Origin of the sequence: Pedobacter antarcticus (assembly GCF_900103515.1) — a bacterium.
Classification (GTDB): domain Bacteria; phylum Bacteroidota; class Bacteroidia; order Sphingobacteriales; family Sphingobacteriaceae; genus Pedobacter; species Pedobacter antarcticus.
The window spans coordinates 587153-613830 of the sequence record NZ_FNGZ01000002.1 but is presented as its reverse complement, the minus strand read 5'-3'; the positions used below and the strand labels follow the sequence as shown (position 1 = coordinate 613830).

General features: G+C 40.5%; 23 protein-coding genes. 13 read left to right on the top strand and 10 right to left on the bottom strand.

Going from position 1 to position 26678, the window contains the following annotated elements:
* Nucleotides 1-90 precede the first annotated feature (90 nt).
* The 4 genes from BLR53_RS06245 to BLR53_RS06230 are packed head-to-tail and all read left to right on the top strand — an operon-like array spanning nucleotide 91 to nucleotide 4616.
* On the top strand, nucleotides 91-1125 hold the full coding sequence (locus BLR53_RS06245; RefSeq protein WP_074588054.1) for a glycosylasparaginase: 1035 nt from the start codon (nucleotides 91-93) through the stop codon (nucleotides 1123-1125).
* 10 nt (nucleotides 1126-1135) lie between these two features.
* Nucleotides 1136-1888, top strand: a complete 753-nt coding sequence (locus BLR53_RS06240) for a copper homeostasis protein CutC (protein ID WP_074588051.1) — start codon at nucleotides 1136-1138, stop codon at nucleotides 1886-1888.
* A gap of 30 nt (nucleotides 1889-1918) precedes the next feature.
* Complete coding sequence (gene lepA / locus BLR53_RS06235; RefSeq protein ID WP_037439913.1) at nucleotides 1919-3706, top strand: translation elongation factor 4; 1788 nt, start codon at nucleotides 1919-1921, stop codon at nucleotides 3704-3706.
* A gap of 28 nt (nucleotides 3707-3734) precedes the next feature.
* Entirely contained in the window at nucleotides 3735-4616 is an 882-nt protein-coding gene (locus tag BLR53_RS06230; RefSeq protein WP_074588049.1) for a bifunctional 5,10-methylenetetrahydrofolate dehydrogenase/5,10-methenyltetrahydrofolate cyclohydrolase, read from the top strand.
* Nucleotides 4617-4691: 75 nt separating this feature from the next.
* On the opposite strand, the gene BLR53_RS06225 is transcribed toward BLR53_RS06230, so the two are convergent.
* From BLR53_RS06225 to BLR53_RS06210, 4 genes are all read right to left on the bottom strand, one after another.
* Nucleotides 4692-5840 carry an aldo/keto reductase gene (locus BLR53_RS06225; protein WP_083332019.1) on the bottom strand — a complete coding sequence of 383 codons (1149 nt, stop codon included), beginning with the start codon at nucleotides 5838-5840 and terminating at the stop codon, nucleotides 4692-4694.
* A gap of 458 nt (nucleotides 5841-6298) precedes the next feature.
* Nucleotides 6299-7642 carry an alkaline phosphatase family protein gene (locus tag BLR53_RS06220; protein ID WP_074588046.1) on the bottom strand — a complete coding sequence of 448 codons (1344 nt, stop codon included), beginning with the start codon at nucleotides 7640-7642 and terminating at the stop codon, nucleotides 6299-6301.
* 37 nt (nucleotides 7643-7679) lie between these two features.
* On the bottom strand, nucleotides 7680-10838 hold the full coding sequence (locus BLR53_RS06215; RefSeq protein ID WP_074588044.1) for a TonB-dependent receptor: 3159 nt from the start codon (nucleotides 10836-10838) through the stop codon (nucleotides 7680-7682).
* 137 nt (nucleotides 10839-10975) lie between these two features.
* On the bottom strand, nucleotides 10976-11608 hold the full coding sequence (locus tag BLR53_RS06210) for a hypothetical protein (RefSeq protein WP_051759789.1): 633 nt from the start codon (nucleotides 11606-11608) through the stop codon (nucleotides 10976-10978).
* 223 nt (nucleotides 11609-11831) lie between these two features.
* Here BLR53_RS06210 and BLR53_RS06205 point away from each other — a divergent pair, with 223 nt between their 5' ends.
* On the top strand, nucleotides 11832-12233 hold the full coding sequence (locus tag BLR53_RS06205) for a (deoxy)nucleoside triphosphate pyrophosphohydrolase (RefSeq protein ID WP_037439905.1): 402 nt from the start codon (nucleotides 11832-11834) through the stop codon (nucleotides 12231-12233).
* 35 nt (nucleotides 12234-12268) lie between these two features.
* On the opposite strand, the gene BLR53_RS06200 is transcribed toward BLR53_RS06205, so the two are convergent.
* The gene (locus tag BLR53_RS06200; RefSeq protein WP_037439903.1) at nucleotides 12269-12613 is read right to left on the bottom strand and encodes a Rieske (2Fe-2S) protein; all 345 of its coding nucleotides are present in this window, start codon (nucleotides 12611-12613) and stop codon (nucleotides 12269-12271) included.
* Between the two features lie 94 nt (nucleotides 12614-12707).
* Here BLR53_RS06200 and BLR53_RS06195 point away from each other — a divergent pair, with 94 nt between their 5' ends.
* Entirely contained in the window at nucleotides 12708-13331 is a 624-nt protein-coding gene (locus BLR53_RS06195; RefSeq protein ID WP_037439901.1) for a 7-carboxy-7-deazaguanine synthase QueE, read from the top strand.
* Between the two features lie 69 nt (nucleotides 13332-13400).
* Here the strand turns inward: BLR53_RS06195 and kdsA are convergent, their stop codons facing one another.
* Together kdsA and recQ are read right to left on the bottom strand one after the other, a co-directional pair.
* A complete protein-coding gene (gene kdsA, locus BLR53_RS06190) occupies nucleotides 13401-14219 on the bottom strand; it encodes a 3-deoxy-8-phosphooctulonate synthase (protein ID WP_074588042.1) in 819 nt (272 codons plus the stop codon).
* Nucleotides 14220-14224: 5 nt separating this feature from the next.
* Nucleotides 14225-16414, bottom strand: a complete 2190-nt coding sequence (gene recQ / locus BLR53_RS06185) for a DNA helicase RecQ (protein WP_074588040.1) — start codon at nucleotides 16412-16414, stop codon at nucleotides 14225-14227.
* Nucleotides 16415-16502: 88 nt separating this feature from the next.
* Here recQ and BLR53_RS06180 point away from each other — a divergent pair, with 88 nt between their 5' ends.
* Both BLR53_RS06180 and BLR53_RS06175 read left to right on the top strand, forming a co-directional pair.
* Nucleotides 16503-17468 carry a KpsF/GutQ family sugar-phosphate isomerase gene (locus BLR53_RS06180; protein ID WP_074588037.1) on the top strand — a complete coding sequence of 322 codons (966 nt, stop codon included), beginning with the start codon at nucleotides 16503-16505 and terminating at the stop codon, nucleotides 17466-17468.
* Nucleotides 17469-17486: 18 nt separating this feature from the next.
* Nucleotides 17487-18578, top strand: a complete 1092-nt coding sequence (locus tag BLR53_RS06175) for a mannose-1-phosphate guanylyltransferase (RefSeq protein WP_037439935.1) — start codon at nucleotides 17487-17489, stop codon at nucleotides 18576-18578.
* Here BLR53_RS06175 and rlmB read toward each other — a convergent pair.
* The gene (rlmB, locus tag BLR53_RS06170) at nucleotides 18575-19345 is read right to left on the bottom strand and encodes a 23S rRNA (guanosine(2251)-2'-O)-methyltransferase RlmB (protein ID WP_037439933.1); all 771 of its coding nucleotides are present in this window, start codon (nucleotides 19343-19345) and stop codon (nucleotides 18575-18577) included. The two genes, BLR53_RS06175 and rlmB, sit on opposite strands and share 4 nt — an antisense overlap.
* A 235-nt stretch (nucleotides 19346-19580) precedes the next feature.
* Here rlmB and dnaB point away from each other — a divergent pair, with 235 nt between their 5' ends.
* Nucleotides 19581-21155: a replicative DNA helicase gene (gene dnaB, locus BLR53_RS06165; RefSeq protein WP_037439895.1), complete on the top strand. Its 1575-nt coding sequence runs from the start codon at nucleotides 19581-19583 to the stop codon at nucleotides 21153-21155.
* A 64-nt stretch (nucleotides 21156-21219) separates the two neighbouring features.
* Here dnaB and chrA read toward each other — a convergent pair whose 3' ends face one another.
* Nucleotides 21220-22422: a chromate efflux transporter gene (gene chrA, locus BLR53_RS06160; RefSeq protein WP_074588035.1), complete on the bottom strand. Its 1203-nt coding sequence runs from the start codon at nucleotides 22420-22422 to the stop codon at nucleotides 21220-21222.
* A 5-nt stretch (nucleotides 22423-22427) separates the two neighbouring features.
* The gene (locus BLR53_RS06155; protein WP_037439891.1) at nucleotides 22428-22763 is read right to left on the bottom strand and encodes a tetratricopeptide repeat protein; all 336 of its coding nucleotides are present in this window, start codon (nucleotides 22761-22763) and stop codon (nucleotides 22428-22430) included.
* A 122-nt stretch (nucleotides 22764-22885) separates the two neighbouring features.
* Here BLR53_RS06155 and BLR53_RS06150 point away from each other — a divergent pair, with 122 nt between their 5' ends.
* The 4 genes from BLR53_RS06150 (at nucleotide 22886) to BLR53_RS06135 (ending at nucleotide 26677) form a co-directional block, all read left to right on the top strand.
* Nucleotides 22886-23623, top strand: a complete 738-nt coding sequence (locus BLR53_RS06150; RefSeq protein WP_037439889.1) for an electron transfer flavoprotein subunit beta/FixA family protein — start codon at nucleotides 22886-22888, stop codon at nucleotides 23621-23623.
* 91 nt (nucleotides 23624-23714) lie between these two features.
* Nucleotides 23715-24686: an electron transfer flavoprotein subunit alpha/FixB family protein gene (locus BLR53_RS06145; RefSeq protein WP_037439887.1), complete on the top strand. Its 972-nt coding sequence runs from the start codon at nucleotides 23715-23717 to the stop codon at nucleotides 24684-24686.
* Nucleotides 24687-24732: 46 nt separating this feature from the next.
* On the top strand, nucleotides 24733-25350 hold the full coding sequence (locus BLR53_RS06140; RefSeq protein WP_037439885.1) for a bifunctional nuclease family protein: 618 nt from the start codon (nucleotides 24733-24735) through the stop codon (nucleotides 25348-25350).
* 61 nt (nucleotides 25351-25411) lie between these two features.
* Entirely contained in the window at nucleotides 25412-26677 is a 1266-nt protein-coding gene (locus BLR53_RS06135) for a NupC/NupG family nucleoside CNT transporter (RefSeq protein ID WP_037439883.1), read from the top strand.
* Nucleotide 26678: the final 1 nt, after the last annotated feature.

Here is a 26678-nt window from a genome sequence, read left to right as displayed (position 1 = left end):
TGTATTGAATCCGGCTAACATCCGGATTTTTTTTGTTCCTGCATACAGCATCATAAAAAATTTGCATTTTGCTTCTTCTAAACAAACCCTATGCTTAACCGAAGAAAATTTTTACAATATACTGCTTTCACCTCCGCCATGCTAAGCGTAAAAAACAGTGCCGCGGCAGCTCTTTTACCAACCAAATCCACTCTTGTAGCTAACCTTCCTGTCGTTATTTCCACCTGGGATTTCGGTATTGCGGCCAACCAAGCTGCATGGAAAATACTTTCAATTGGCGGACGGGCGCTGGATGCAGTGGAGCAAGGTGTGTGGGTACCCGAAGCAGACGTAAAAAACCAAACTGTAGGTTATGGCGGCCTACCTGACCGTGACGGGAGAGTCACATTGGATGCCTGTATTATGGATGAATTCGGAAACTGCGGTTCAGTCGCAGCGCTGGAACATATCATGCACCCGATTTCTGTAGCCAGAAAAGTAATGGAAAACACACCTCACGTAATGCTGGCGGGAGATGGAGCTTTGCAATTTGCATTGGAAAATGGTTTTAAAAAAATCAACCTATTAACCCCGGAAGCAGAAAAAGCATGGAAAGAGTGGCTCGTTACTGCAAAATACAGCCCCGTCATGAATATTGAAAATAAGTCTTACGACAAGGCCGCACCGCAACGATTACCAGGCAATCAATATAATCACGATACAATCGGTATGCTTGCGCTGGATGCAAAAGGCAATTTATCGGGGGCTTGCACTACAAGTGGGATGGCTTATAAATTACATGGTCGTATCGGTGACAGTCCTATTATCGGAGCCGGTCTTTTTGTAGATAACGAAATCGGTGGGGCAACTTCAACTGGTGTCGGAGAAGAAGTGATACGGAATGTAGGCAGCTTTCTGGTGGTAGAGCTAATGCGTCAGGGTTATCCGCCGGAAGAAGCCTGCAAAGAAGCCGTTATGCGTATCATTAAAAAGAAACCGCAGACGGCTAAAGAAATACAGGTTGGGTTTCTGGCTCTCAATAAGAAAGGGGAATATGGAGCCTACGCTATCCAAAAGGGATTTAGCTTCGCGGTATGCAACCAGCAAAAACAGGATATATTAATCCCAGGAAAAAGTTATTACTAAACTGACATTTATGGAAAACAGGAACGTACAAATGGAAGTTTGTGCAAACGGCGTACACTCTGCGCTGATGGCCCAACAAGGTGGCGCAATCCGTGTGGAACTCTGTGCAAGCCTCACAGAAGGGGGTACAACGCCCTCCTATGGTGAAATTGCAGCCGCTGCAAAATATCTTGACATAGACGTATACCCTATTATCCGTCCCAGAGGTGGTGACTTTCTTTATTCGGAACTGGAATTTGAAATTATGAAGTCTGATATAATCAGCTGCAGAGCATTAAACTGTGCGGGGATTGTAACTGGAATATTAACAGCAAAAGGAGATGTCGATAAAAAACGTTGCACAGAATTGATTGAACTGGCGGGTCCTATGAAAATGGCATTTCACAGAGCTTTTGATATGACAAGGAACATGGAGCAGGCCCTGGAAGATTTAATAGAGCTAGGTTTTATACGTGTATTGACTTCCGGAGGCAAGGCTTCGGCAGATGATGGTTCGGATCGACTTAAAACATTGAATGCACAAGCTGCAGGCCGCATTTCCATAATGCCTGGAGCTGGTATCAACTCAGACAACATCAGGGGTATAATAGAAAAAACAGGTGCAAGAGAGTTCCATGCCTCCGCTCGCGGAAATACTGTCAGTCAGATGCAGTTCAGAAATACTGCACTCCAAATGGGAGGTCCTGCAGATGAATACAGCGGGTCTATGACCGACCCCCAGCTAGTCGAAAAATTACTCGAACTGGCAAACCATACGAAATAATCAAGCTAATATTCTATATTTGCGGCACTGATGAAGCACATACGTAATTTCTGCATAATTGCACATATTGACCACGGTAAGAGCACTTTGGCCGACCGTTTATTAGAATATACTAATACAATCACCCAACGGGAATCACAGGCCCAGTTACTGGATGACATGGATTTAGAGAGAGAAAGAGGCATAACAATCAAAAGCCATGCTATCCAGATGGACTATGTGGAAGATGGACAACCTTATATCCTCAACCTAATTGACACCCCGGGACACGTCGATTTTTCTTATGAAGTTTCCCGTTCAATTGCTGCCTGCGAAGGTGCATTATTGATCGTAGATGCTTCTCAAGGTATTCAGGCGCAAACTATTTCAAATCTTTATCTTGCATTAGAACACGATCTGGAAATTATTCCAATCCTGAACAAAATGGATTTGCCAGGCGCAATGCCGGAGGAGGTTAAAGACCAGATTATCGAATTGATTGGCTGTAAACGCGAAGATATCATACCTGCATCCGGTAAGACAGGTCAGGGTGTTCATGATATTTTGAAAGCAATTGTAGCCAGGGTTCCAGCACCAAAAGGAAATCCTGAAGGAGAATTACAGGCGCTAATCTTTGATTCGCAGTTTAATTCGTTCCGCGGTATTGTCGCTTATTTTAAAGTATTAAACGGTGAAATCCGTAAAGGCGATAAAGTTAAATTTGTGGCAACTGCAAAAGAATATATTGCTGAAGAAGTAGGTACACTTAAGTTAAAACAAACTCCAAAAGATGTCATCAAAACCGGTGACGTGGGATATATAATTTCGGGTATTAAAGAAGCTCGTGAAGTAAAAGTCGGAGATACGATTACCCATAAAGACCGTCCAAGCTCAGAACCTATCAAAGGTTTTGAAGAGGTTAAACCAATGGTATTTGCCGGTATTTATCCAGTAGATACGGATGAATTCGAAGAACTCAGGGAAGCGATGCACAAACTGCAGCTAAACGATGCTTCGATCGTATTTGAACCGGAATCTTCAGCTGCTCTGGGTTTTGGTTTCCGTTGTGGATTCCTTGGAATGCTGCACATGGAAATTATCCAGGAACGTCTTGAGCGCGAGTTTGATATGACAGTAATTACTACTGTACCCAACGTATCTTACCAGGCTATGACCACCAAAAATGAGTTGATCGTGGTTAATAACCCTTCTGACCTGCCTGATCCAAGTAAACTTGAGTATGTAGAAGAGCCTTATATCAAAGCAAACATCATAACAAAATCTGAATTCGTCGGTCCTGTGATGTCGCTTTGTATTCAGAAAAGAGGTATTATCGTGAACCAGAGTTATCTTACTTCAGATCGCGTGGAGCTGGTTTTTGAAATTCCAATGGGAGAAATCGTATTCGATTTCTATGACAGGTTAAAAACTATCTCTAAAGGTTACGCATCTTTTGACTACCACCAGATTGGTTACCGTAAATCTGATTTAGTCAGACTGGACATTCTTTTAAATGCTGAACCTGTAGATGCACTTTCTTCCTTAATTCACCGTAGTAATTCTTATGATTTCGGTAAAAGAATTTGCGAGAAATTAAGAGAACTGATTCCCCGCCAACAGTTTGAGATAATCATTCAAGCTTCCATTGGTGCAAAAATCATTGCCCGTGAGACAGTTAAAGCTTTACGTAAAGATGTAACGGCTAAATGTTATGGTGGTGATATTTCCCGTAAACGTAAATTACTTGAAAAACAGAAAAAAGGTAAAAAACGTATGCGTCAGGTTGGTAATGTGGAAATCCCGCAAACTGCATTTATGGCAGTACTTAAATTAGATTAATTTTTCAAAAATATATTAAAGCTTAGATATGCAGTTACTGGACGGAAAATCCGCATCGGAAAAGATTAAAGAGGAAATAGCAGTAGAAGCTGCTGAATTTCTTGAAAGTACCGGCAGACAGCCGCATTTGATGGCAATTCTAGTTGGTAACGATGGTGGCAGTGAAACATATGTAGCCAGTAAGATGAAGAATTGTGCCAAAGTGGGTTTTAAGTCTTCTCTCGTTCGTTTCGATAATACAGTTACTGAAGCCGAATTGCTGGCGAAAGTAGAAGAAATCAATCAGGATGAGTCTATAGACGGTCTGATAGTTCAACTACCACTTCCAGCACATATCGACCCAGAAAAAGTAACCGCGGCTATCGATTATAGAAAAGATGTCGATGGCTTTCACCCGGTTAACCTTGGGCGCATGATGCGTAATCTTCCATGCTTTATTCCCGCAACTCCTTACGGCATTCTATTATTGTTACAGGCTTACGGAATTGATACTGCAGGAAAACATTGCGTAGTTGTAGGACGTAGCAATATAGTTGGAAGCCCGATGAGTATATTGATGGCCAGAAACGCAAATCCAGGCAATTGTACGGTTACGCTGACGCATAGTAAAACTACCAATCTCAAAGAGATTGCTTTGCAGGGTGATATCATTATCGCAGCAATTGGCAGGAAGAATTTTGTTACTGCCGATATGGTTAAACCTGGTGCGATCATTATCGATGTTGGTATTAACAGAGAAACTTCTGAAACGACTAAGTCAGGTTTTAAATTATTTGGCGATGTTGATTTTGAAAATGTAGCTCCAAAAGCTTCCTGGATTACACCAGTACCGGGTGGCGTAGGCTTAATGACTATAGTCGGGCTATTAAAGAACACCTTGGCTTCGGCGAGAAAAGAAATCTATCAATAAAAAGTTTTTTCAATATATATAAAAGCCCCGTATACGGGGCTTTTATATACTTATTTACATTGGAATCTAAACACGCTATTTGTGTGTTTGTTGCGCCTGAGTACCGATATACCGGTCACCTACAATTTTCACTTTAGACAACTTATTAGTAATTTCCTGCAATTCCTGTGCGTCGAACTTGAAGTCGGCAGCCCACATATTTTCCTGTAAATGCGCCAGCTTAGTAGTCCCGGGAATCGGTACAATAAATGGTTTTTGTGCCAATAACCATGCTAGTGCCACCTGCGCTACTGTCAGCCCGCGTTGATCACCAAATTCTTTTAAAATATCTATTAAAGGCCAGTTAGCTATAATAGCTTCAGGTTGATATCTGGGCAGTGATGCTCTATTATCATTACTTGCTATATATGTCGTACGCTCGTTGATATATCCGGTTATCAGGCCACGGCTTAGCGGACTATATGGAACAAAGCCGATACCAAGTTCTTCACAGACTTTTATGACATCATATTCAGGTTGGCGGGTTACCAGAGAATATTCACTTTGTAGCGCTGTTATTGGTTGGACAGCATGTGCCTTTCGAATAGTTTCGCTGTTAGCTTCGCTCATCCCGAAATGCATTACTTTGCCTTCGCTTATCAAGTCTTTTACAGTTCCGGCGACGTCTTCAATAGGAATATTTGGATCAACTCGGTGCTGATAAAGCAGATCAATGTAATCTGTATTCAGTCTTTTAAGTGATTGCTCGACGACTTTTCTGATATTCTGCGGGCGGCTGTCCAGTCCTAATGTTGTCTTACCTTCTTTAAATCCGAATTTGGTAGCCAGAACAATCTCCTCCCTGAAAGGCCGCAGTGCTTCGCCAACCAGCTCCTCGTTAACTAAAGGACCATACGCTTCTGCAGTGTCAAAAAAGCTAACTCCAAGATCCTTTGCGCGACGAATTAAAGCTATCATCACCTTTTTATCGGGAATAAAACTACGGTGGTAACTCATTCCCATACACCCCAGGCCCAGCGAAGAGACTTCCAAACTATTTTTTCCTGATCCCAATATTCTTTTTCCGGGGGAGGGAGAGTTAAATGAAGTCGTAGTAATCGGGGCCCCACTTGCTAATGTAGGTCCTGCAATTAATATTGCTCCAAGAGTTATTCCATTTTTCAGGAAGTTCCGCCGGTCTGACGATTGGGAAATGTTTTGTCTGTTGCTGTCTCTTACTTCCATGTCTGTCGATTGTTTTAATATTGATTACGATTTAAATTAAGCAAAGCGCTACAGCACCAATATTTTCATTTAACCGGTGCCATACCCAATGCGGAAACTTCCAGTCTGCTATTACTTAATTTTCTATATTTCATAACACTATCATTAATCCCGCACTAATACAAAGGTCAGGTCTACCTTGCAATTGATAATTATATGAATTACTGGAATGTATACCATTATTACTGATCGGATAGTAACAGTAAGCCTACAATCCCAGGTATGCTATATTTGAAGAGATAAAAAATAATGACATGGAGAAGGTTTCAATGATCAACACGATCGCCCACTAAAGCGCATTAAATAATAATAAAACGCTGTATCCACTGGTCAATTAAAACGCATAAAAAGGCCCCGCTTCTTCTGGACGCGGGGCCTCTACAGCTAAAATACACCGATCTATTCAGACCGCTAAACTTCTATTTAATCAGCAGGCCTGGAAAAAGGCTCCCTTCTGTATCACGTAAATCAAGTTGGAGTAAATTCGAAATTAGGGGCGCAATATCCGTAAGCCCCGTTTCAGGAACCACTACACCTTTCTTTATTCCTTTTCCGAAAACTACAAAACCAGTCTGAATCTCTTTAAAATCAGGAAAGAATCCGTGAGTACCGCCGGAAGCAGGGCGAAGCAGGTTGCCAACGGCATCATTACCGAAAGTGAAACCTTGATTTGGTGCGAGCGCAAGTACAGCGTTTGGATCGGCACCAACTTCATCCAAGGCAGCTCTATCCTTTATTTCGAACATATGACGTTGTGCTGCCGGAAGTTTACTCAACAATTGCTTAACCTGATCCAGCGTTTTCTGGTCATTTTTGTTCTTCAGATGAAGAAATGAAGAGCCGCCCGAAGCATGAAAATAGGCTTTCCAGTTCTCTTTGTGCGCCGGGTCATATAGTCCTGCGGTAGTTAGCAATGTATTTGGCGAAATTGAAGTATGGATATCCACGAAGCCATGATCACCAGTAACAATCACAGTTGTATTGTCCTTAATCCCGGCTTTGTCGATTGCTTCAAGAATAGTTTTAATCCGGCTATCTGCACCCGCAACGGCTGCCCTGACTTTATCACCATCTCGGCCCTGTTCATGTTCAAAGTGGTCAACTGCAACAAGGTGTACTGCCAGGAATGATGGTTTATACTTCCTGATCACATAACTGCTCATTCTCGCTAGGTTCTCATCAATACTCAAATAGTCTCCGTCAAAATCAACTTCGTCGAGTCTACCAACTGCATTTTGCTCAAGCTCTTCATAAAATCCCTGAGGACTTGCATTTTCGCGCAATGCTTTGATCATGTTTCTGACACCGCCTTTTGTTTCCGGTAAATACCAGTATTCGGGAATATTATAAGTTGCAGGCCCCCCAACCGATACCGGCCAGAAAATAGATGCAGTTTTTAGTCCTTTTGCTTTTGCCAAACTGAATATTGTAGGTACTTTAATATTCTCGTAAGACCAGTTCCATTTCCCGGTCACTCCTAGTGGTTCTGCCGGTGTATTATAATACACGCCATGTTTGATCGGCTTTACGCCGCTGATCATTGTTGTATGCGAAGGATAGGTTACAGAGGGAAAAACCCCTGTAACACCATCTGCATACGCGCCATTTTCCATAGCCTGCCTCAAATTCACCATCGACCAAGAAGCATCTTTATAGAACTCCGGACGCAGACCGTCGACACTAATTAGAATAACATGTGAATCTTGCGCTTTTATTGTGTGATAACTTAGTAAAGCCAGTGCAAAAACGAATATCTTTTTCATAACATACAGAAATTAAATGTGGAGCAGGCTTTTAGAATTAGAATGCATACCTTAAACCTAATTGGATCTGATAAGGATTTCCATTTAAGTTAGACACCCCTGTTCCTTTATTCACATTATATACGTATTCCTTTTTAGCAGCGTCAAAGCTTTTAATAGAGTACAAGTTCTGTTTCCCCAAATCACTTCCAACGCCCCAGTCTTTCTTCAGTAAATTAGCGAAATTGAAGATATCTACAGAAACTTCAAGTCCATGACTTTTCTCAATTTTAAAACGCTTCGCCAGACGAATGTCGAATACGCCATAAAAACCGTTTACGCCACCGTTACGTTCCGCAACCTTACCCAGATTGTTATTGATATAATCTTTTACACTCTGCTTTGCATCGGGGTTATCCAGAATTGACTGTATCCCTGCACGCAAATACTCCGGTATTCTGGAATCAGCTGGATTATAAATATAAGCAAGGTCATTAGAGGAAACAAAATCTCCATTCACGTTACCGCTCACAGCCATTGAGTATCTTGTTCCTGAAATCCCGGAGAAACGTAAACCGAAAGTTACTCCCCATACGCTTGGCGCTGTACCGTAGAATACAGCCTTATGACGGAACTGGTTATTTGCGTAGCTCATTTTACTCAAATCACGCGGATCGTCTAATACCATTTGATCTAAGGTTGCTGTATTAGCTACGTTACCGTTATACGATGTATTATCCTTTGAGTCATTCCAGGTGTAAGAGAACGATACCTGGCCATCTTTGAAATAACGGTAGGTACCGTCAACTACAACTGCATACTGATTCTTCTTACCGTCACTCACTAGCTCAAGTACACGGCCAACTTCATTAGTTTTACGGCCATTGATCCAGTTCGTCGCTCCATTATTTGTATTAATACTGGATGCTGGTACATAGACGCCCCTGTTTGCTTCCGCCTCGATCGTAAAATAAGGTTTATCAACCATGTTACGATCTATGTACATATAGTTATTACGCGCCCAAGAAGCATAACCGCTGATACCAACCCTTAAACGGTCACTAAAAAAATGGTTATAAGAGAAGTTCGTTTTATAGATTTTCGGAACTTTAGCATCCGGACTGTTAGTGTTTATTGTAATTAGTTTTTCTACACCTTTGATATCAAATAATTCTGTTCCCGGAGCTGTAGAGGGGTCTTGCCTGTAACCAGGAAAATTAGGCGTAGGTACCAATGCACCCTGAATATCTACAGATGCCACTCTTGAACCATCAAACAACATATTGTTGATCATCGAATAAGGATTAAGATTCGACCCGAAAAGACCACCACCAAAACGGATGATATCTTTTTTCTGCTCATTGATATCCCATGTAAACTGAACTCTTGGCTGGAATTGTAATGTATTGATACTATTGTCTGTACGTATACCTAATTTGTCGTTTACTAACTGATTAAAGTTTGCTTTGTTTAGATATTGTGTATTGTCAAGACGAAGACCCGCCATCATATCCAGACCCGGGGCAAGTTTAGTTTCCATCTGTGCGTATAAGCCCGAACTGAGTGAATTAACGCGAGTACTAGGGTCATCTACAATATTGATCTCTCTGGCATAACGGTAAGGGGTAAGGTTGTTAAAGTTATCCATTCCGGTAAAATAGAAACGTCCGTTCATTTCACTGCCATATCGGGAATGCATTGTATTATACATCAGGTCGACACCGAAAGTGAAATTGATTTTTTCTGTGTTATAATATAAGTTGTTGACTAACTGTACCACGTTACTCTTGAACCACTCCGGCGCAAACCGCTGTCCGCCGAGTTGAATTGAATTGAAATAGGTATTTTCACCTGCGACAGATTCCACATTCTCAACAATTGCACGCGGTATGCTTGCGGAAGGTAATTCTGAATTCGGTAATACTTCTACGTTCTCAAAAAAGTGCTGTAATTTCAATTCATTAGTCAACTTAGGGCTCAATACTGAGCGTAGTGATGCCATTAAACTGTTATCTGTCTTTTTACGGTTAATATAAACTTCGTAAAGATTTATACCTGAGTTATCTCCTTCAGACTGATTATCCATTTCATGAACAAAGTTATCTCTGATAGTCAAGAGGTTTCTTGAATCCAACTGCCAATCTACCCTCGCAAATAGAGCGTCAGTACCTTTTTTCTTACCGAATGAACCAAACTGAGGATTGTTACTTAACCCATATTTTGATCTTCCGATCTCCGAAAATTTATCAAGTGTCGCCTGCGTAACTTTATAAGCAGCTTCGTCTGCAGAAGATTGAATATTAGCAATATTCAAAGGTCTTGAATCCGCCTGGTGATCCCATGCTACAAAAAAGTGAGCACGATCTTTAACAATTGGGCCACCCAGTGAAAACCCATATTGATAGGTAGAAAAATCCTGGGTTCTTTTATTACCCCTTAAATCATACGGGCTGGATAACTGATCATTACGCATAAAGGTGAAAGCACTTCCTGACAGCTGGTTCGTACCTGATTTTGTAACCGTACTGATTGTACCCCCACCCGCTCTGCCATTCGTCACATCATACTCATTTGTTACGACTTTAAATTCACGTATAGCTTCCATTGAAATAGAATATGCACTACCGGTAGATCCACCTGCAATCGTGCCTCTTGAAGTCATACCATCAATTGTGTAATTTGTCGAAGAGGCCAACTGACCGCCTAAACTGCTTCCATTACTCAAGGGAGAAAGATCAATTAATGAAGTAAAATTCCTACCGTTCACCGGGAGCTTCGCGATATCTTTCGCAGTTATCGGAGTAGAAGAACCCAAAGTTTTAACCGTATTCTTTAACGAATTTGCGACAACTTCTACAGCCTTCATTTCAGTAGCATTGCCTTCCATCTTGAAATTTATTTCTAACTGATCACCGAGGTTTAACGCATAACCGGTTTTCTTTTGTTCGCCATAACCGATGTAATTTACAGCAATAGAATAAGGTGATCCAAGAGGTAATTGCTTAATTATGAAATCCCCTTTTTCATTAGTCATCGTTCCGGTGGAGAAACCAGTAGATTCATTTTTAACTTTTACACTGGCGCCGATAAGCGGTTTGGAGTTTTCATCGAGCACTTTTCCAATAATAATAGCCTGGTTACCCTGCGCAAACAGACCTGTGCCGGTGCAGAAAAGGAGCATACAACAGGTCAAAAGTCTGGTAATTAATTTAGTCATCTTTGTTTTTAATTTGTGTTTGGTTTGTGTTTATAGGAATTGAGTTTAATCTGGTCAAGACATAGTTTCCCCTGTCCCTTAAAAAAGCAGGGAAAATGGCATTTAAGCCTTAGGCATTCCGGTAAATAGTGGCTTAATTATAAGTCGAGCGTACGGGCAATCGAAGAGGCTATCTTCGCGGTACTCTTACGGCTAATCTGTTTGATCTTTTCTGCAGATTCCAGCTTCATCGAAGTGAAAAATTGGTTGCCGGTCAGCACTTCTTTCTGATCCTGATCATATAACGTATAGCTGACAATATGAAAAACTGTTCGCATTGGCTGTTCCTGCCTTTTCAGATAATGCTGATTAATAACCAACAGATATTTTGCATTTTCTTTGTTTAGTGCTTCTTTATAGGTATCCACAGGGATTTTCGAAAGACTTGAATTGCAGTTCTCCCCTTCCCCGTGAAATTCGATTTTATCTGCCAGTTTTTCAGAGGTAGACTGACTATTCTCTGTAATAAATTTACAAGCACTTTTCGGCAACGCTTCCGCAATGTTCTTTGCGATAATTGTGTTAAATTTCCTAACGACGCTATCCACATTTATTCCGGTTTCCTCGGCTATACTCGCATCGTAATAATAATTAGACCTGATATTATCATTTAATCCTACTATCAGAATCTGCACTTCACCTTTTTTTGCAGGCAACTTCTCTTCTGCGAAGGTGAAAAATGTGATGAAGGTCAACGCTAACAGGAATATGAACAATTTAATGTCTTTCATGGCTTATTTATTTAAGGGCGAAAGTACAAGGGCAATATTATTTACAGATTAAATACAAATCAAATTGTACCACCGGTTCATCTAAAAACAGGGGATCAACAGAATTTTTAAATTGAATGTAAAGTCTGGATAAACAAATCTTACATCCGAATACCACGGTTCTTTTTCTGGAACTCTCACCAGCCTTTTGTATTTTTAGAAAAATATCACACCATTTCAAAAATTGAAAAATCTCCAAGTCGTAGCCGCCATTATTATATATCAGGGTAAAATTCTATGTGTGCAACGTGGCAGACACGAATTTGATTATCTGAGTGATAAATTTGAATTCCCTGGTGGTAAAGTTGAGTCCGGTGAAACCGGCGAAGAAGCACTAATAAGAGAAATTAAAGAAGAATTATCAATGGATATCCGCATAGATTCTCTTTTTTGCACGGTAGAGCATCAATATCCAGACTTCTTCATTGAACTTAACTGCTTTATATGCCGCGTGAGCTCATACCGGCATACCCTTCATGTCCATCAGCAATCTGCTTGGATGGATCCAGGCCTGCTCGCAGAATTAGACTGGGCAGAAGCAGATTTGCCAGCCGTTTACCAGCTCATCGTGGAAAAACCTTTCTAAAGCCGGCGTCACCTTAATTGAAATGGAAGTCGTGTTTAACGGCCAAAAAAACGTTTAAAAAGATTTTCCTTTATCCCTGCATATAGTCCATCACTATCTATTCTCAAAGGATAAATATCAATATAGTCTCCTTGTCCCTCCGCACCTCGTCCGTTCTCCAGGTTATAACCATACCGGTGTAAGGGGCAGATAAGCATTCCTTTTTTACACCAACCGCCGCTTAATTGCCCCCCGGCGTGCGGGCAGCTTCTCTGGGTTAAATACAATTTTCCTTCATGACGGATTAAACATAGCTTTTTACCCGCAACTGCTACGGGCACTATAAATTCTTCATCACGAGGAATTTCAATTTCAAGTTTATGCCAACGCAGGGTTCTCATATCAGCTAAAGTACATTTTTTGACATTCAAACTGCTTAGCGTTTGAAAAATTCCTGTTTGCCGTGTATATTTTAATTAACTTTGCATCTTTCTTATGGCACACAATATTCCCGCAGACGGCACATTACTTCCATTAATGGAAGAATTCTACACAATTCAGGGTGAAGGTTATAACACAGGTAAAGCTGCATACTTTATTCGTTTAGGAGGCTGTGATGTGGGCTGTCACTGGTGTGATGTTAAAGAAAGCTGGGACGCAGAACTACATCCGCTCACCTCTTCAGATGATATTGTCGCTAAAGCGGAAACCTTCCCTGGAAAAGCAGTAGTCATTACCGGCGGAGAACCTTTGATCTATAATCTTGATTATCTAACTGCCAAACTCAAGGAGAAAAACATTCTTACGTTTATTGAAACCTCCGGAGCCTATCCACTTTCAGGACATTGGGACTGGATATGCCTCTCTCCAAAGAAATTTAAAGCGCCAAGACCAGATATTACACCTTTCGCAAACGAACTTAAAGTTATTGTATTTAATAAGAGTGACTTTGAATGGGCTGAGAAATACGCTGAAACTGTTTCACCTGGCTGCAAACTTTATTTGCAACCAGAATGGTCAAAGGCACAGGAAATAACGCCACTGATTGTAGAATATGTAATGGCAAATCCAAAATGGGAAATTTCGCTTCAGACACATAAGTACCTGAATATCCCATAATATAACTTTCAAAGTTGTACAAAAAAAAGCCCGGTCTGGAGGCAGACCGGGCTGAAATACAGTGCATTATTAAAAATTTACTGCTTTCCGGATTCTGATCAATTTGACCAGTAAGTCTTCCAATAAGTCAATCTGCAACATATTAGCACCATCAGATTTAGCATTTGCCGGGTCGGGATGTGTTTCAATAAATAAACCATCTGCTCCTACAGCAATAGCTGCCTTACTAATAGTTTCTATCAATTGTGGTTTTCCACCCGTTACACCGGTACTCTGATTAGGCTGCTGTAAGGAATGAGTAACATCCATTACTACAGGAACATCAAAAGACTTCATCTCGGGAATACCACGATAATCGACAATCAGATCCTGATACCCGAACGTATTACCTCTATCTGTAAGTATTACCTTATTATTACCTTCGGAAACAATCTTCTCTACCGCAAATTTCATTGAACCTGCTGATAAGAACTGTCCTTTTTTCACATTAACAACTTTGCCTGTTTTGGCAGCAGCGATAAGTAAATCAGTCTGACGGCAAAGAAAAGCGGGAATTTGTAACACATCTACATAAGCTGCAGCCATTGCGGCCTCTTGACTTTCGTGAATATCGGTAACAGTGGGCACACCAAAAGTCTTCCCTACTTTTTCAAGAATCTTTAGTGCTTTTTCATCTCCAATTCCTGTAAAAGAATCGCCTTTGGAACGATTAGCTTTACGATAGGAGCCTTTAAAAATATATGGAATTTCCAGCTTATCTGTTATATGAACGATTTTCTCTGCAATTCTGAGTGCCATTTCTTCACTTTCGATCGCACATGGACCTGCCATTAAAAAGAAATTATCAGATGCTGTATGTTTTAACTGTGGTATATCGAAATTGATCATTAGTTTTAGTTTCCTAGTTCTGACATGAACTTAATTCTCATTAATTGTATTTCTTCGCGGGTATAATCAGTTTCCCCTAAATCTTTCAGGGCCGCGTCTATAGAGTCATTTTCCGCAGCACGGAAATAATCAAAGACTTCATCCTGACGGTCATCATCCAATATCTCATCAACAAAATAATTCAGGTTTAGTTTAGTTCCTGAATTCACAATTGCTTCAATTTCCTTCAGGATTTCATCGTAAGTGATCCCTTTAGATCTGGCAATATCTTCAAGCCCAATCTGCCTGTCCACATTTTGTATAATAGAAACCTTCAGCTGCGATTTATTCGCCTGTGTTTTGATAATTAAATCAATTGGACGTTCAATATCATTATCAGCCACATATTTTTTAATTAACTCCAGAAATGGTGCACCAAATTTCATTGCTTTTCCATTTCCCACTCCGGAAATTTGTTTCAATTCGTCGGGGGCAATTGGATAGTGCGTACACATTTCTTCCAATGAAGGATCCTGAAATACTACAAACGGAGGTACATTTTTCTGCTTTGCAATTTTCTTGCGAAGATCTTTCAGCAGTTGTAAAAGTTGTATGTCTAAAGTACCTGTTCCATGTTTTACATCATCCTCATCGTCATCCGGTGAACTCTCAATAGGTTCATTAAGGATAAATTTAATATTATAAGGAGATTCGATAAATTCTCTGCCTGATTTAGTCAGCTTCAGTAAACCATAATTATCGATATCCTTCGAAAGAAAATTATTCAGAACAGCCTGTCTGATTACAGACTTCCAGACATTTTCTCCTTCAGATTTCCCCCATCCAAATTCCTTCAGTTTGTTGTGTTCGTAGGCTATCGTTTGAGCAGTCTCCTGCCCCATCAAAACATTCAGAATATGAGCATCATCGAACTTTTCCCCCATCTGTCCGATCATCGTAAGAACAGTTTTAAGTTGTTCTTCTGCCTCGAAGAGTTTTTTTGGTTTTTTGCAATTATCGCACATGCAGTTACAACCGGTCTCATTGAAGTTTTCTCCAAAATAATGGAGAATCTGCTTCCTGCGACAAACACCGGATTCAGCATAATCGATTACTTCTTTAAGGATTTGCGTTCCGATTTCTCTTTCTGCCACTGGTTTATCCTTCATGAATTTAGCAAGCTTGTCCACATCTTTTTGTGCGTAAAATGCAATACAAATCCCCTCGCCTCCATCTCTGCCTGCGCGACCAGTTTCCTGATAATATCCCTCCATACTTTTTGGGATGTCGTGGTGCATTACAAACCGAACATCTGGCTTATCAATCCCCATTCCAAATGCAATTGTAGCAACAATGACTTCTGCATCTTCCATTAGAAATTTATCCTGTGTGTCTGCTCTCACCTTTGGTTCCAGTCCGGCATGATAAGGTAATGCCTTTATTCCATTCAGATTCAGTGCCTCAGCCACTTCTTCAACCTTTTTACGGCTCAAGCAATATATAATTCCTGATTTACCAGTGTTATATTTAATGTAGCGGATAATTTCTTTAATTACATCCCTTTTAGGACGTACTTCGTAAAAGAGGTTTGGTCTGTTAAAAGAAGATTTGAAAAGAGTGGCATCTGACATCTGCAGATTCTTGATAATGTCTTGCTGTACCTTGGGTGTAGCTGTTGCAGTTAATGCAATAATCGGGATATCTGGTCCCAGGCCGCTGATCACCTGGCGTATTCTCCGGTATTCCGGACGAAAATCATGTCCCCATTCCGAAATACAATGGGCTTCATCTACCGCAACAAAAGATATTTTGATGAGCTTCAGGAATTCGATATTATCTGCTTTAGATAAAGATTCCGGCGCTACATATAGTAATTTCGTCTGACCATTCAGTAAATCACTTTTAACTTGAGCAATTTCCGACTTATTCAGGGAAGAATTCAAAAAGTGAGCAATACTATCACTCCCTCCGAATGCTCTCAGCTGATCCACCTGGTTCTTCATCAGCGCAATTAGCGGTGATATCACGATCGCAGTACCTTCACTCATTAATGCCGGTAGTTGATAACAGATGGATTTCCCACCACCTGTCGGCATAATCACAAAGGTATTTTTGCGCTCAAGAACATTGGTAATAATTGATTCCTGATCGCCTTTAAAATTGTCAAAACCAAAAAAGGTTTGCAGGTTGTCAAACAACGACTTTTTCACGTCCATTTTGTGTATAAAATATTCAGTGCTATTTTTGATTCAAAATAACATAATTTTGCATCAACTAATGCATTATTGTACTAAATAATTCTCTTTGAAAAGTAAAAAATCAATTATCAGTGCGGCGATCAACACTTTACAGATGGAAGCCCAGGCAATCCTTGGACTTATCGACTACATAAATGAAGATTTTACCACGATAGTATCCAGAATTATAGCCTGTGAAGGCCGAGTAATCGTAACTGGAATTGGGAAAAGCGCAATCATTGCGCAAAAAATCGTTGCTACTTTCAATTCTACGGGTACGCCTTCGAGTTTTATGCACGCGTCTGATGCAGTGCATGGAGACCTTGGAATGATCCGTCAGGAGGATATCGTTATCTGTATTTCCAAGAGTGGAAATACCCCCGAAATTAAGGTGCTGATACCCCTTCTGAAGCACGCAGGCAATCTCCTGATTGGCATGGTGGGTCAATTAGAATCGGAACTGGCTTTACAAGCCGATTTCATTCTCAATACGACGATTGAAAAAGAGGCCTGTCCTAATAACCTTGCGCCTACAACAAGCACGACTGCTCAGCTTGCTTTGGGTGACGCTTTGGCTATTAGCCTACTGATAGCCAGAGACTTCAATGCAGATGATTTTGCAAAATATCATCCTGGTGGATCTTTGGGTAAACGTTTATTCTTAAAAGCTGGTGATCTCGCTTCAAAAAACGCAAAACCCACTGTATCACCTAATTCCGCAGTAAAGGATGTAATCATAACAATTAGTAAAAACCGTTTAGGTGCAGCTGTTGTTGTTCGAGATGAACAGATCATCGGAATAATTACAGATGGAGACATTCGGAGAATGTTAGAAAAGTATACTGATCTTACGAATCTGACTGCAAAAGATATCATGAATTCATCTCCAAAAACAGTAGATAAAAACACCCTGGCTGTACAAGCATTCGAACTGATCCGTTCAACTAATATTACTCAATTATTAGTTACCGAAAACAATAGCTATTTTGGTATCTTACATTTGCACGACCTTCTGCATGAAGGATTACTCTAAACGATGTCTAATCACAATATGAACTCAAACAATTACGCATTAATAATGGCTGGCGGAGTCGGAAGCCGCTTCTGGCCTGTAAGTAGAATTGAACATCCAAAGCAATTCATTGATTTTTTTGGAGTAGGAAAAACACTTATCCAAAGTACTTACGAACGATTTCTTAAAATTTGTCCGCCTGAAAATATTTTTGTTGTAACTAATGAGATCTATATAGATAAAGTTAAGGAACAACTACCCGAATTAAAATCAAATCAGATTCTGGCAGAACCGATTATGCGTAACACCGCACCTTGTGTGGCCTATGGTTCTATGAAAATTGCAGAACTTAATCCAAATGCAACCATTGTTGTTGCTCCTTCTGATCATACGATTTCAAATCTGGATGCTTTTATAGCTGCAATTAATCAATCACTTGATGCAGCCAGGGAAAATGAATGTCTGATCACTCTGGGTATAAAACCAAGCCGCCCGGACACCGGATATGGCTACATACAGTACGTCGAACAGACTCTGGAGAAGGATCCTGAAATTCATAAAGTTAAAATATTCACAGAAAAACCGAATATAGAACTAGCAAGATCTTTTGTGCAAAGCGGTGATTTTCTTTGGAACGCCGGTATTTTTATCTGGTCTGCCAAAGCAATTAATAATGCATTCAGTAAACATCTGCCGGAAATGTACGAGATTTTCCACCTTGGCGCATCGGCGTATAATACGCCAGATGAAAAGAACTTTATCGGAAACGCTTATTTACAGTGCACCAATATTTCAATAGATTTTGGAATCATGGAAAAGGCAGACAATGTTTATGTATTACCTGCAGACTTTGGCTGGTCCGACCTTGGAACATGGGCGTCAATTTACGATATGGCTGAGAAAGATTATGTCGGTAATGCCGTTATCCCATCAGAACAGGTAATGATGTTTAACTCTTCCAATTGCATGGTCAATGTCCCTGAGGATAAACTGGTTATCCTGCAGGGTTTACATGATTATATTGTTGTGGAGGCGAATAACACATTATTAATCTGCCCTAGAACAGAGGAGCAAAGTGTTAAACAGATTGTCGCAGACGTTAAGTCTGTATTTGGACAGAAATTTATCTAAGCATTAACACGCTGTCTGATAGCTTCATAAAGTATAACTCCAGTCGAAACAGATACATTTAGCGAACCAATCTCACCGAACATTGGGATCTTCGCTAAATGATTCGCCATGCGCATAATTTCATTAGATATTCCTTCATCTTCCGCACCCATTACAATTGCAGTTGGCGCAGTATAGTCCGGAGCATAAATCAGATCGTTAGTTTTTTCCGTACAGGCGACGATTTGTAATCCGCACTCTTGAAGATATAGCGCAACTTTATGTAAGTTCTGATGACGGCAAACAGGGATTGTAAATAAAGCTCCCGCTGATGTCTTAATAGCATCGGCATTGATTTGAGCAGAATTTTTAGCTGGTACCACTATAGCGTGCACACCCGTACATGCCGCAGTTCTGGCAATTGCACCCATATTCCGGACATCGGTAATTCCATCAAGAATAAGAATTAGCGGTACTTCACCCTTTTCATAAATTAACGGAATAATATCCTCAATCTTTTGAAAGGTAATAGCTGAAATCACAGCTATTACACCCTGGTGATTTTTAAGGGTCATTCGGTTCAGTTTCTCAACCGGAACATTATGAACCGGGATATCAGTGTTCTTTAACAAGCCTTTAAGCTCTGGGATAATCTCCCCTGTCAATCCCCGCTGCATATATATACTTTCGATATCCTTACCGGCTTTAATCGCCTCTATAACTGCGCGGATACCAAATACAAATTCGTTATTTTCTTTAGGTCTTGACGACCTTTTAAAGTTTTCCATTGAGCTTATTTTACGCACAAAAATAGCTGAAATAATCAGATTTGCCCTCATGGTTAATCAATTATCGGTTTCAGCATCCTAAAATCAGAAACTCAACGCGGATTAAAACAGTTTGAAATATCAAATTTTCGATTCCAAAATCTGTATCAAATTCCAGATAAAAAAATTATAAACTGATAAATAATGTTTAAAAACAATTCCGTAAGGCCTGCAATTTTTATCTATTTTTGTATCTATGAATACGGATAACGGAACACAGGGCCAGGATAGGCAGAGCTATAGCTCTACCCGTAAAAACAGGCTTGGCGCACCCATGAATACTCTGGGAAAAATACCTCCACAGGCGATTGATTTGGAAGAGGCGGTTCTCGGGGCTCTGATGCTAGAGAAAGATGCCTTATCTACCGTAATTGATATTCTTAAGCCTGAAGTTTTTTATCAGGAATCTCATAAAAAAATATTTGAAGCAATTGCTTTACTGTTCCAGAAATCTAAACCTGTCGATATTCTGACAGTGACTTCTGAACTGCGAACACTTGGCACGCTGGAAATGGTAGGCGGCGCTTATTATATAACCAATCTCACCAATCGCGTTGCTTCTGCTGCAAATATTGAATACCATGCCAGAATCATTTCTCAGAAATATATTCAGCGTGAGCTGATCCGTATTTCTACTGAAATTATACAAAATGCCTATGAAGATACAACAGATATCTTCGATCTGCTGGATACTGCAGAAAAAGGCCTATTCGATATTGCGCAGAATAATCTTCGACGGGACACTCAGAAAATGGACGAGATTATTAAACAATCTCTTGCTACGTTAGAAGAACTACGGACAAAATCTGACGGTTTAACTGGCGTACCTTCCGGGTTTACAGCTTTAGACAGAATTACTGGTGGGTGGCAGCCTTCAGATTTAGTTATCATCGCAGCACGTCCCGCCATGGGTAAGACCGCTTTTGTATTAACGTGTGCAAGAAATGCATCTGTCGATTTCAAAAGACCAGTTGTTGTTTTCTCTTTAGAGATGTCATCAGTTCAGTTGGTTAATCGTCTGATCTCAGGTGAAACTGAAATTGAACAGGAAAAAATACGGAAAGGTAATCTCGCTGAATGGGAATGGCAGCAATTACACAGCAAAATTGGCACCTTAACCGAGGCTCCGCTGCTGATTGATGATACACCTGCACTGAACATTTTCGAATTCAGAGCTAAATGCAGAAGACTCAAATCTCAATACGACATACAAATGATCATCATTGACTATTTACAGTTAATGCATGGTAAAGGCGAAGGACAGAGTGGTGGTGGAAATAGAGAGCAGGAAATTGGCAGTATTTCGAGAGCGTTGAAATCCGTAGCAAAAGAGTTGAACATTCCTGTTTTAGCGCTATCTCAGTTAAGTCGTGCAGTCGAGTCCAGACCAGGTGTAAATGGTAAAAGGCCATTACTATCCGATTTGAGGGAATCCGGTTCCATTGAGCAGGATGCAGATATGGTGTTATTCCTATACCGTCCGGAATATTACGGTATTACAGAAGATGAAAGTGGAAGATCACAGGCAGGCGTCGGAGAAGTAATTATAGCAAAACACAGGAATGGTGAAACGGGAATTGTACCGCTTAGATTCATTGGTAAATACGTGAAATTCACCGATCTAGAGGAAGATTTCATGCCTCCTAATTCATTCTCAATGGATCCTGCTGCTGGAATGATGCCTTCTGCAGACTTTGACAGACCTTCGGGAAATGTGATCATCAAACCTTCAAGAATGGATGATTTTAATGACGAAGATGCACCTTTTTAAGGTTTAAATCTATTAAGAAAAGCCTGCTTGTAACAAAACAAGCAGGCTTTTTAATTTTAAACGGTTAAATCAGATAACCAAGTAGGACACCGGCAAGTATGATAAAGGGCGGACTGATTCTGGTGAAATTCAGAATCAGAAAAGTTATGATCACCAGAGTGATTGACAATATATCAAACCCAATAGGCTGAAATAACAGAAAAAATGCAGCAATAATAAAACCAACGCTAACTGCATTTATGCCAGATAATGAACGCTTGATTCTCGTTATTTTTTTGAGATCTTCCCAGAAAGGAACAATAAAAAGCACCAGAATCAAACCCGGCAGATTAATACCAAATACCCCTATAAAACCACCCGCAATCTGACCGTAAATTCCATATCCGAAATTCTTCATACTCAGCGTACCTAGGTAACTTGTAAAACTAAATGTAGGTCCGGGTAGCACCTGCTGCAATGCAAATCCCGAAAGAAATCCAGAAGACGTCAAGTAGTGCTTCATCTGCACAAATTCTGTAAACATCAACGGCACCAGCACCTGCCCCCCTCCGAATATAAGAATCCCGTTCCTGTAGAAATTCTCAAATAACCTAACCGGTAGGCTAAAAGGCGAAGTTCTGTTTATTATAGCACCCAATAACGCCAGGAATAATAATAATCCAAGAAAGTAACCCAGCTTCTTTGGATTGATATTAGAAAGCAGTTTAGTTCTGATCGCGCTTTCTTCCCCATGGGTCTCCAGCGCAGAAGAGATCATTCCACCCACTAATATAGCTAAGGGGAAGACATATGCATTTCGCAAGACAAGGGTCACTATAGCAGCGGCGATAGCTAAAAACACAGAGATCTGATTGACAAGCACCTTTCTGGAAAGATGATAAGCTCCAAAAGCGACAATGCCCAATGCTATCGGCTGAATGTATTTGAGTATAATTATAAACTTTTCCTTCTGGTCAAACTGGGCGAAATATATCCCCGCCAGCGTCATCACGGCAGCAGAGGGAATAATCCAGATTAAGAAGGTCAGTAAGGCCAGTTTTAACCCACCAACCTTATAAGCAATACCTACCAGCGTCTGTGTAGATGCCGGACCCGGCAGTATTTGAGCCAGCGCATTTAGTTCCAGTAATTCTTCCTCAGTTACAAAAGGTGTTTGCTTTACAAAATATTTAAGCAATAAAGAGATATGCGCCTGTGCTCCTCCAAAAGCTGAAATAGTAAAGAGCAGTACATCTTTAATAAAAAGTAGTTTTCGACTTGCTTTCATTGGGGTTAATCATCTTCGTAATCCAAACCCGCCGCAGAATTATACGCTCCCTGCAGCTCAGAAAACGCGTGCCGGTCGCCTTTATCTCTTGCCGCTTTCATCCCCGCCTGATAAATTTCGACCGCCCGCTCCTGCTGACCTACCTGCTGATATAATTTACCCAGATGATAGTATGTTCCTACGTAATCAGGATGTTCCGCAACAAGTTTCAGATAGTAGTGAAAAGCATTGTCAGTATCTTTTAAACTGTTATATTCTGTAGCGAGTGCATATAATATAAATGGATCTTGAGGTTCGTTTGTTAAAAACGCTAATAACTTGGTTAATCGGGTACTTTGCATTTTAAATCCCTGCTTTTTTAATTAGATTTGCAAAAAGAAATTTCATGAAACTGTTATCATTTCAAGCCAATTTGAACCAATAATAGCTGATCTCAGCTTCATTAATTTAAACAACTTATCATATGAAAATATTAGTTTGTATCAGTCATGTGCCCGACACAACCACAAAAATAACTTTTACTAACGATAATACACAATTCAATACAGCCGGTGTTCAGTATATTGTGAACCCTTATGATGAATTGGCTTTATCGAAAGCTATAGAACTATGCGAAGGCGGAAAAGGCACTGTTACAGTGGTGAATGTTGGCGACAGCTCAACTGACCCGACCATTAGAAAGGCATTAGCCATAGGTGCTGATGATGCCGTAAGAATTAATGCAGTACCTAGAGATGCGTACTTTACAGCATTCCAAATTGCTGAATATGCTAAAACCACTGATTTTGATATGATCCTGACCGGCCGTGAATCTATCGACTATAATGGTGCGCAAGTTGCTGCTATGGTAGGCGAATTCCTGGATATCCCATCTATCTCTATTATAAAAAAACTGGATTTTGACGGGTCGTCTGCAGTCCTAGAAAGAGAAATTGAAGGCGGTAAGGAAGTTGTGAATGTTTCCGGTAAATTTGTTGCGAGCTGCGCCGAAGGTGTAGCCGAACCAAAAATACCTAACATGCGCGGTATCATGTCCGCGAGAAGTAAACCATTGGTTGTTATTGAGGCAGCTCCTATAGATGAAGTTGCTAAAATTGTTCAGTTTGAAACTCCGCCTGCACGTGGCGCAGTTAAATTGATTCCAGCAGAGGATGCAGCCAGCCTTATCAGTCTGCTGCATACAGAAGCAAAGGTTATCTAAGAATAGAGAAACTATTATTTAAAACGGGTATCCGGACATTATTTAACTTTTGATAGGTCCATCCTGATTAGAAAATTTTAAGAAAAGAATTATGTCAGTTTTAGTATATGTAGAACAAGTCGAAGGTAAGTTTAAGAAATCTGTTTTTGAAGCAGTATCTTATGCTAAAGCCATTGCAGATCAGACAGGAACAAACCTTACTGCAGTTTCTATTGGCCAGGTTGAACAGGGTCAGTTAGAAGAACTGGGACAGTATGGCGCTTCAAAAGTATTAAACGTTGAGGCCGGAGAGTTAAAGAATTTCGTAAATCAGGCATACGCAGCAGTGATAGCCGAAGCGGCACAAAAAGAAAGTGCAGACATCATCGTTCTTTCTAACTCATTTTCTGGAAAAGGACTTGCGCCACGTATTGCCGTCAAACTTAAGGCGGGCCTAGTTGACGGTGCGGTAGAATTACCAAAGATTGATGGCGGTATTTTCCAGGTAAAAAAGACAGCTTTCTCCGGAAAAGCATTTGCTGTTACTGAACTTACATCGGCAGTTAAGGTCATTGCACTAAACCCTAATGCTTTTGGCATTAAGGATGCACCTGTCAGTGTTGAAGTTGAAAGCTTCAGTCCTGCCCTGCAGTCTAAAGATCTGGTTGCTGTTATCAAAGAAATCGTGAGAGCGACTGATAAAGTAACATTACCTGATGCGGAAATCGTTGTTTCTGGCGGAAGAGGCTTAAAAGGCCCTGAAAACTGGGGAATGGTAGAAGAGCTTGCCGGTTTACTCGGTGCTGCCACTGCCTGCTCAAAACCTGTGTCTGACGCCGACTGGAGACCACATTCAGAACATGTAGGACAAACTGGTATTGCTATTAGTCCTAATTTATATATTGCTATCGGTATCTCCGGTGCTATTCAGCACCTGGCTGGAGTAAGCTCTTCTAAAGTTATTGTTGTAATTAACAAAGACCCGGAGGCTCCGTTCTTCAAGGTAGCTGATTATGGAATCGTTGGAGATGCCTTCGAAGTCGTTCCTCAACTTATTGAGGCTTTAAAAAAACATCAAGCCTAGTATAAATATTTGGCGGAGTTTTTGACTTCGCCAAATATTCATCATTATGAAAAAAGTAAAACTAGACATTGTTGGCTTATCTTACAGCCAAACCCAGTCAGGAGCATATGCACTTGTACTAGGAGAAGTAAATGGCAGAAGACGTTTACCGATCATTATCGGTGCTTTTGAAGCACAGGCAATCGCCATAGAAATTGAGAAAATGACGCCGAGCCGTCCACTCACTCATGATTTGTTTAAAACATTTGCAAATACATATCATATAGAGATCAAAGAAATTCTGATCTATAATCTGGTTGACGGTGTTTTCTATGCAAAATTAATCTGTACGGACGGACAACGTACCGAGGAGATTGACGCCAGAACATCTGATGCTATTGCGCTCGCAGTCAGATTTAACTCCACAATCTACACTTACGAATTTATCCTTTCATCTGCTGGAATAGTAATTGAAGGTAATGACTTCGTATTTCTTGAAAACATGGATAGCCTTGGGAAAGAACAAGCTATTGAATCCATAGATCCTAAAACCCCTGCAAGTAATTACAGTAATCTCAGTTTAGAGGAATTAAATCAGAAACTTCAGGAAGCTATTGCTGATGAGGCGTATGAAAAAGCTGCACGAATCAGGGATGAAATAAACAAAAGAAATTCATCTCAATAGTATTACAATAAATTTTATACTTACCAATATCACCCCCAACTTTCTTATTTGATTATTTTTTATGGAGCGTTTTCACGGAATACTAGGCATCTTATTTATCTTGGGCCTAGCGTATCTTTTTTCCAATAACAAGAAAAAGATAAACTTCAGACTTGTAGCCAGTGGTTTAACTTTGCAGGTACTGATTGCCGTTCTAATTTTGCGTGTGTCCCCAGTGCAGCACTTCTTCGAATTCCTTGGTAAAGGAATGCAGAAAATCGAACAATTTGCTAAAAAAGGTGTCGACTTTGTATATGGTGGAGTTGCAGTGATTGGCTTTGACGGTCAGCCACATGCTTACGCCGTACCAGAGAGTTTTGTATTTGCATTTAACGTCACCGCAACTATTATTCTGGTTTGCGTACTGGTGGCGGTTTTCTATCATTTCGGAATTATGCAACGCATAGTAGCGGTCATCGCTAAAGGGATGAACTTTGTCATGCGCGTTAGCGGTGCAGAAGCATTAAGTAATGTTGCCAGTGCTTTTGTTGGCCAGGTTGAGGCACAAGTGATGATTAAGCCATACCTCAAAGGCATGACGAAAAGCGAATTACTAGCATCTATGAGTGGTAGCCTTGCATGTATTGCCGGCGGTATTCTAATCGTTTATGCGAATATGGGTGCGCAGGCTGGCATGAATCTGGCCCCAAAATTAATTATGGCAAGTTTAATGGCCGCCCCCGGAGCCCTGATTATCTCCAAAATTGTTTATCCGGAAACTGAGGCATCCCAGACTATGGGTAATGTAAAACTCGAAGTTAAAAGTGAATATACCAACCTGATCGATGCGATTTCAAATGGTGCAAGTGAAGGTTTTAAAATCGCTATGAATGTAATAGCCATGTTAATTGGCTTTATTGCGCTAATTGCATTAGTAGATTACACGCTGGTTAATATAGGTCATTTATTTAGTCCGAACTTAAATCTTTCATTAGACTGGATTTTTGGTAAATTGTTTTATCCATTTGCCTGGTCTATGGGAATTCCCAGTGTAGATGTAAATAATGCGGCTACCCTTTTAGGGCAAAAATTAACTGTAAATGAATTTCTGGCTTTCAAAAATCTGACTACAAATGCAGTACCTATAGTAACAGAAAAAGGAGTTTTGATTATCAGCATTGCCATTTGCGGTTTCGCAAATTTCAGCAGTGTGGGTATGCAGATCGGTGGAATTGGAGAATTGGCACCTGAGCGCCGTGGAGATTTAGCGAAATTGGGGTTAAAAGCATTAATGTGCGGTACCCTGGCCTCCTATCTTTCCGCTTGCATTGCAGGAATACTTATGTAAA

Excerpts from the sequence above, each read along its gene's own strand:
- BLR53_RS06245 (WP_074588054.1), top strand. The coding sequence starts at position 91 with ATGCTTAACCGAAGAAAATTTTTACAATATACTGCTTTCACCTCCGCC.
- BLR53_RS06240 (WP_074588051.1), top strand. The coding sequence starts at position 1,136 with ATGGAAAACAGGAACGTACAAATGGAAGTTTGTGCAAACGGCGTACAC.
- lepA (WP_037439913.1), top strand. The coding sequence starts at position 1,919 with ATGAAGCACATACGTAATTTCTGCATAATTGCACATATTGACCACGGT.
- BLR53_RS06230 (WP_074588049.1), top strand. The coding sequence starts at position 3,735 with ATGCAGTTACTGGACGGAAAATCCGCATCGGAAAAGATTAAAGAGGAA.
- BLR53_RS06225 (WP_083332019.1), bottom strand. The coding sequence starts at position 5,840 with ATGGAAGTAAGAGACAGCAACAGACAAAACATTTCCCAATCGTCAGAC.
- BLR53_RS06220 (WP_074588046.1), bottom strand. The coding sequence starts at position 7,642 with ATGAAAAAGATATTCGTTTTTGCACTGGCTTTACTAAGTTATCACACA.
- BLR53_RS06215 (WP_074588044.1), bottom strand. The coding sequence starts at position 10,838 with ATGACTAAATTAATTACCAGACTTTTGACCTGTTGTATGCTCCTTTTC.
- BLR53_RS06210 (WP_051759789.1), bottom strand. The coding sequence starts at position 11,608 with ATGAAAGACATTAAATTGTTCATATTCCTGTTAGCGTTGACCTTCATC.
- BLR53_RS06200 (WP_037439903.1), bottom strand. The coding sequence starts at position 12,613 with ATGAGAACCCTGCGTTGGCATAAACTTGAAATTGAAATTCCTCGTGAT.
- BLR53_RS06195 (WP_037439901.1), top strand. The coding sequence starts at position 12,708 with ATGGCACACAATATTCCCGCAGACGGCACATTACTTCCATTAATGGAA.
- kdsA (WP_074588042.1), bottom strand. The coding sequence starts at position 14,219 with ATGATCAATTTCGATATACCACAGTTAAAACATACAGCATCTGATAAT.
- recQ (WP_074588040.1), bottom strand. The coding sequence starts at position 16,414 with ATGGACGTGAAAAAGTCGTTGTTTGACAACCTGCAAACCTTTTTTGGT.
- BLR53_RS06175 (WP_037439935.1), top strand. The coding sequence starts at position 17,487 with ATGAACTCAAACAATTACGCATTAATAATGGCTGGCGGAGTCGGAAGC.
- rlmB (WP_037439933.1), bottom strand. The coding sequence starts at position 19,345 with ATGGAAAACTTTAAAAGGTCGTCAAGACCTAAAGAAAATAACGAATTT.
- dnaB (WP_037439895.1), top strand. The coding sequence starts at position 19,581 with ATGAATACGGATAACGGAACACAGGGCCAGGATAGGCAGAGCTATAGC.
- chrA (WP_074588035.1), bottom strand. The coding sequence starts at position 22,422 with ATGAAAGCAAGTCGAAAACTACTTTTTATTAAAGATGTACTGCTCTTT.
- BLR53_RS06155 (WP_037439891.1), bottom strand. The coding sequence starts at position 22,763 with ATGCAAAGTACCCGATTAACCAAGTTATTAGCGTTTTTAACAAACGAA.
- BLR53_RS06150 (WP_037439889.1), top strand. The coding sequence starts at position 22,886 with ATGAAAATATTAGTTTGTATCAGTCATGTGCCCGACACAACCACAAAA.
- BLR53_RS06145 (WP_037439887.1), top strand. The coding sequence starts at position 23,715 with ATGTCAGTTTTAGTATATGTAGAACAAGTCGAAGGTAAGTTTAAGAAA.
- BLR53_RS06140 (WP_037439885.1), top strand. The coding sequence starts at position 24,733 with ATGAAAAAAGTAAAACTAGACATTGTTGGCTTATCTTACAGCCAAACC.
- BLR53_RS06135 (WP_037439883.1), top strand. The coding sequence starts at position 25,412 with ATGGAGCGTTTTCACGGAATACTAGGCATCTTATTTATCTTGGGCCTA.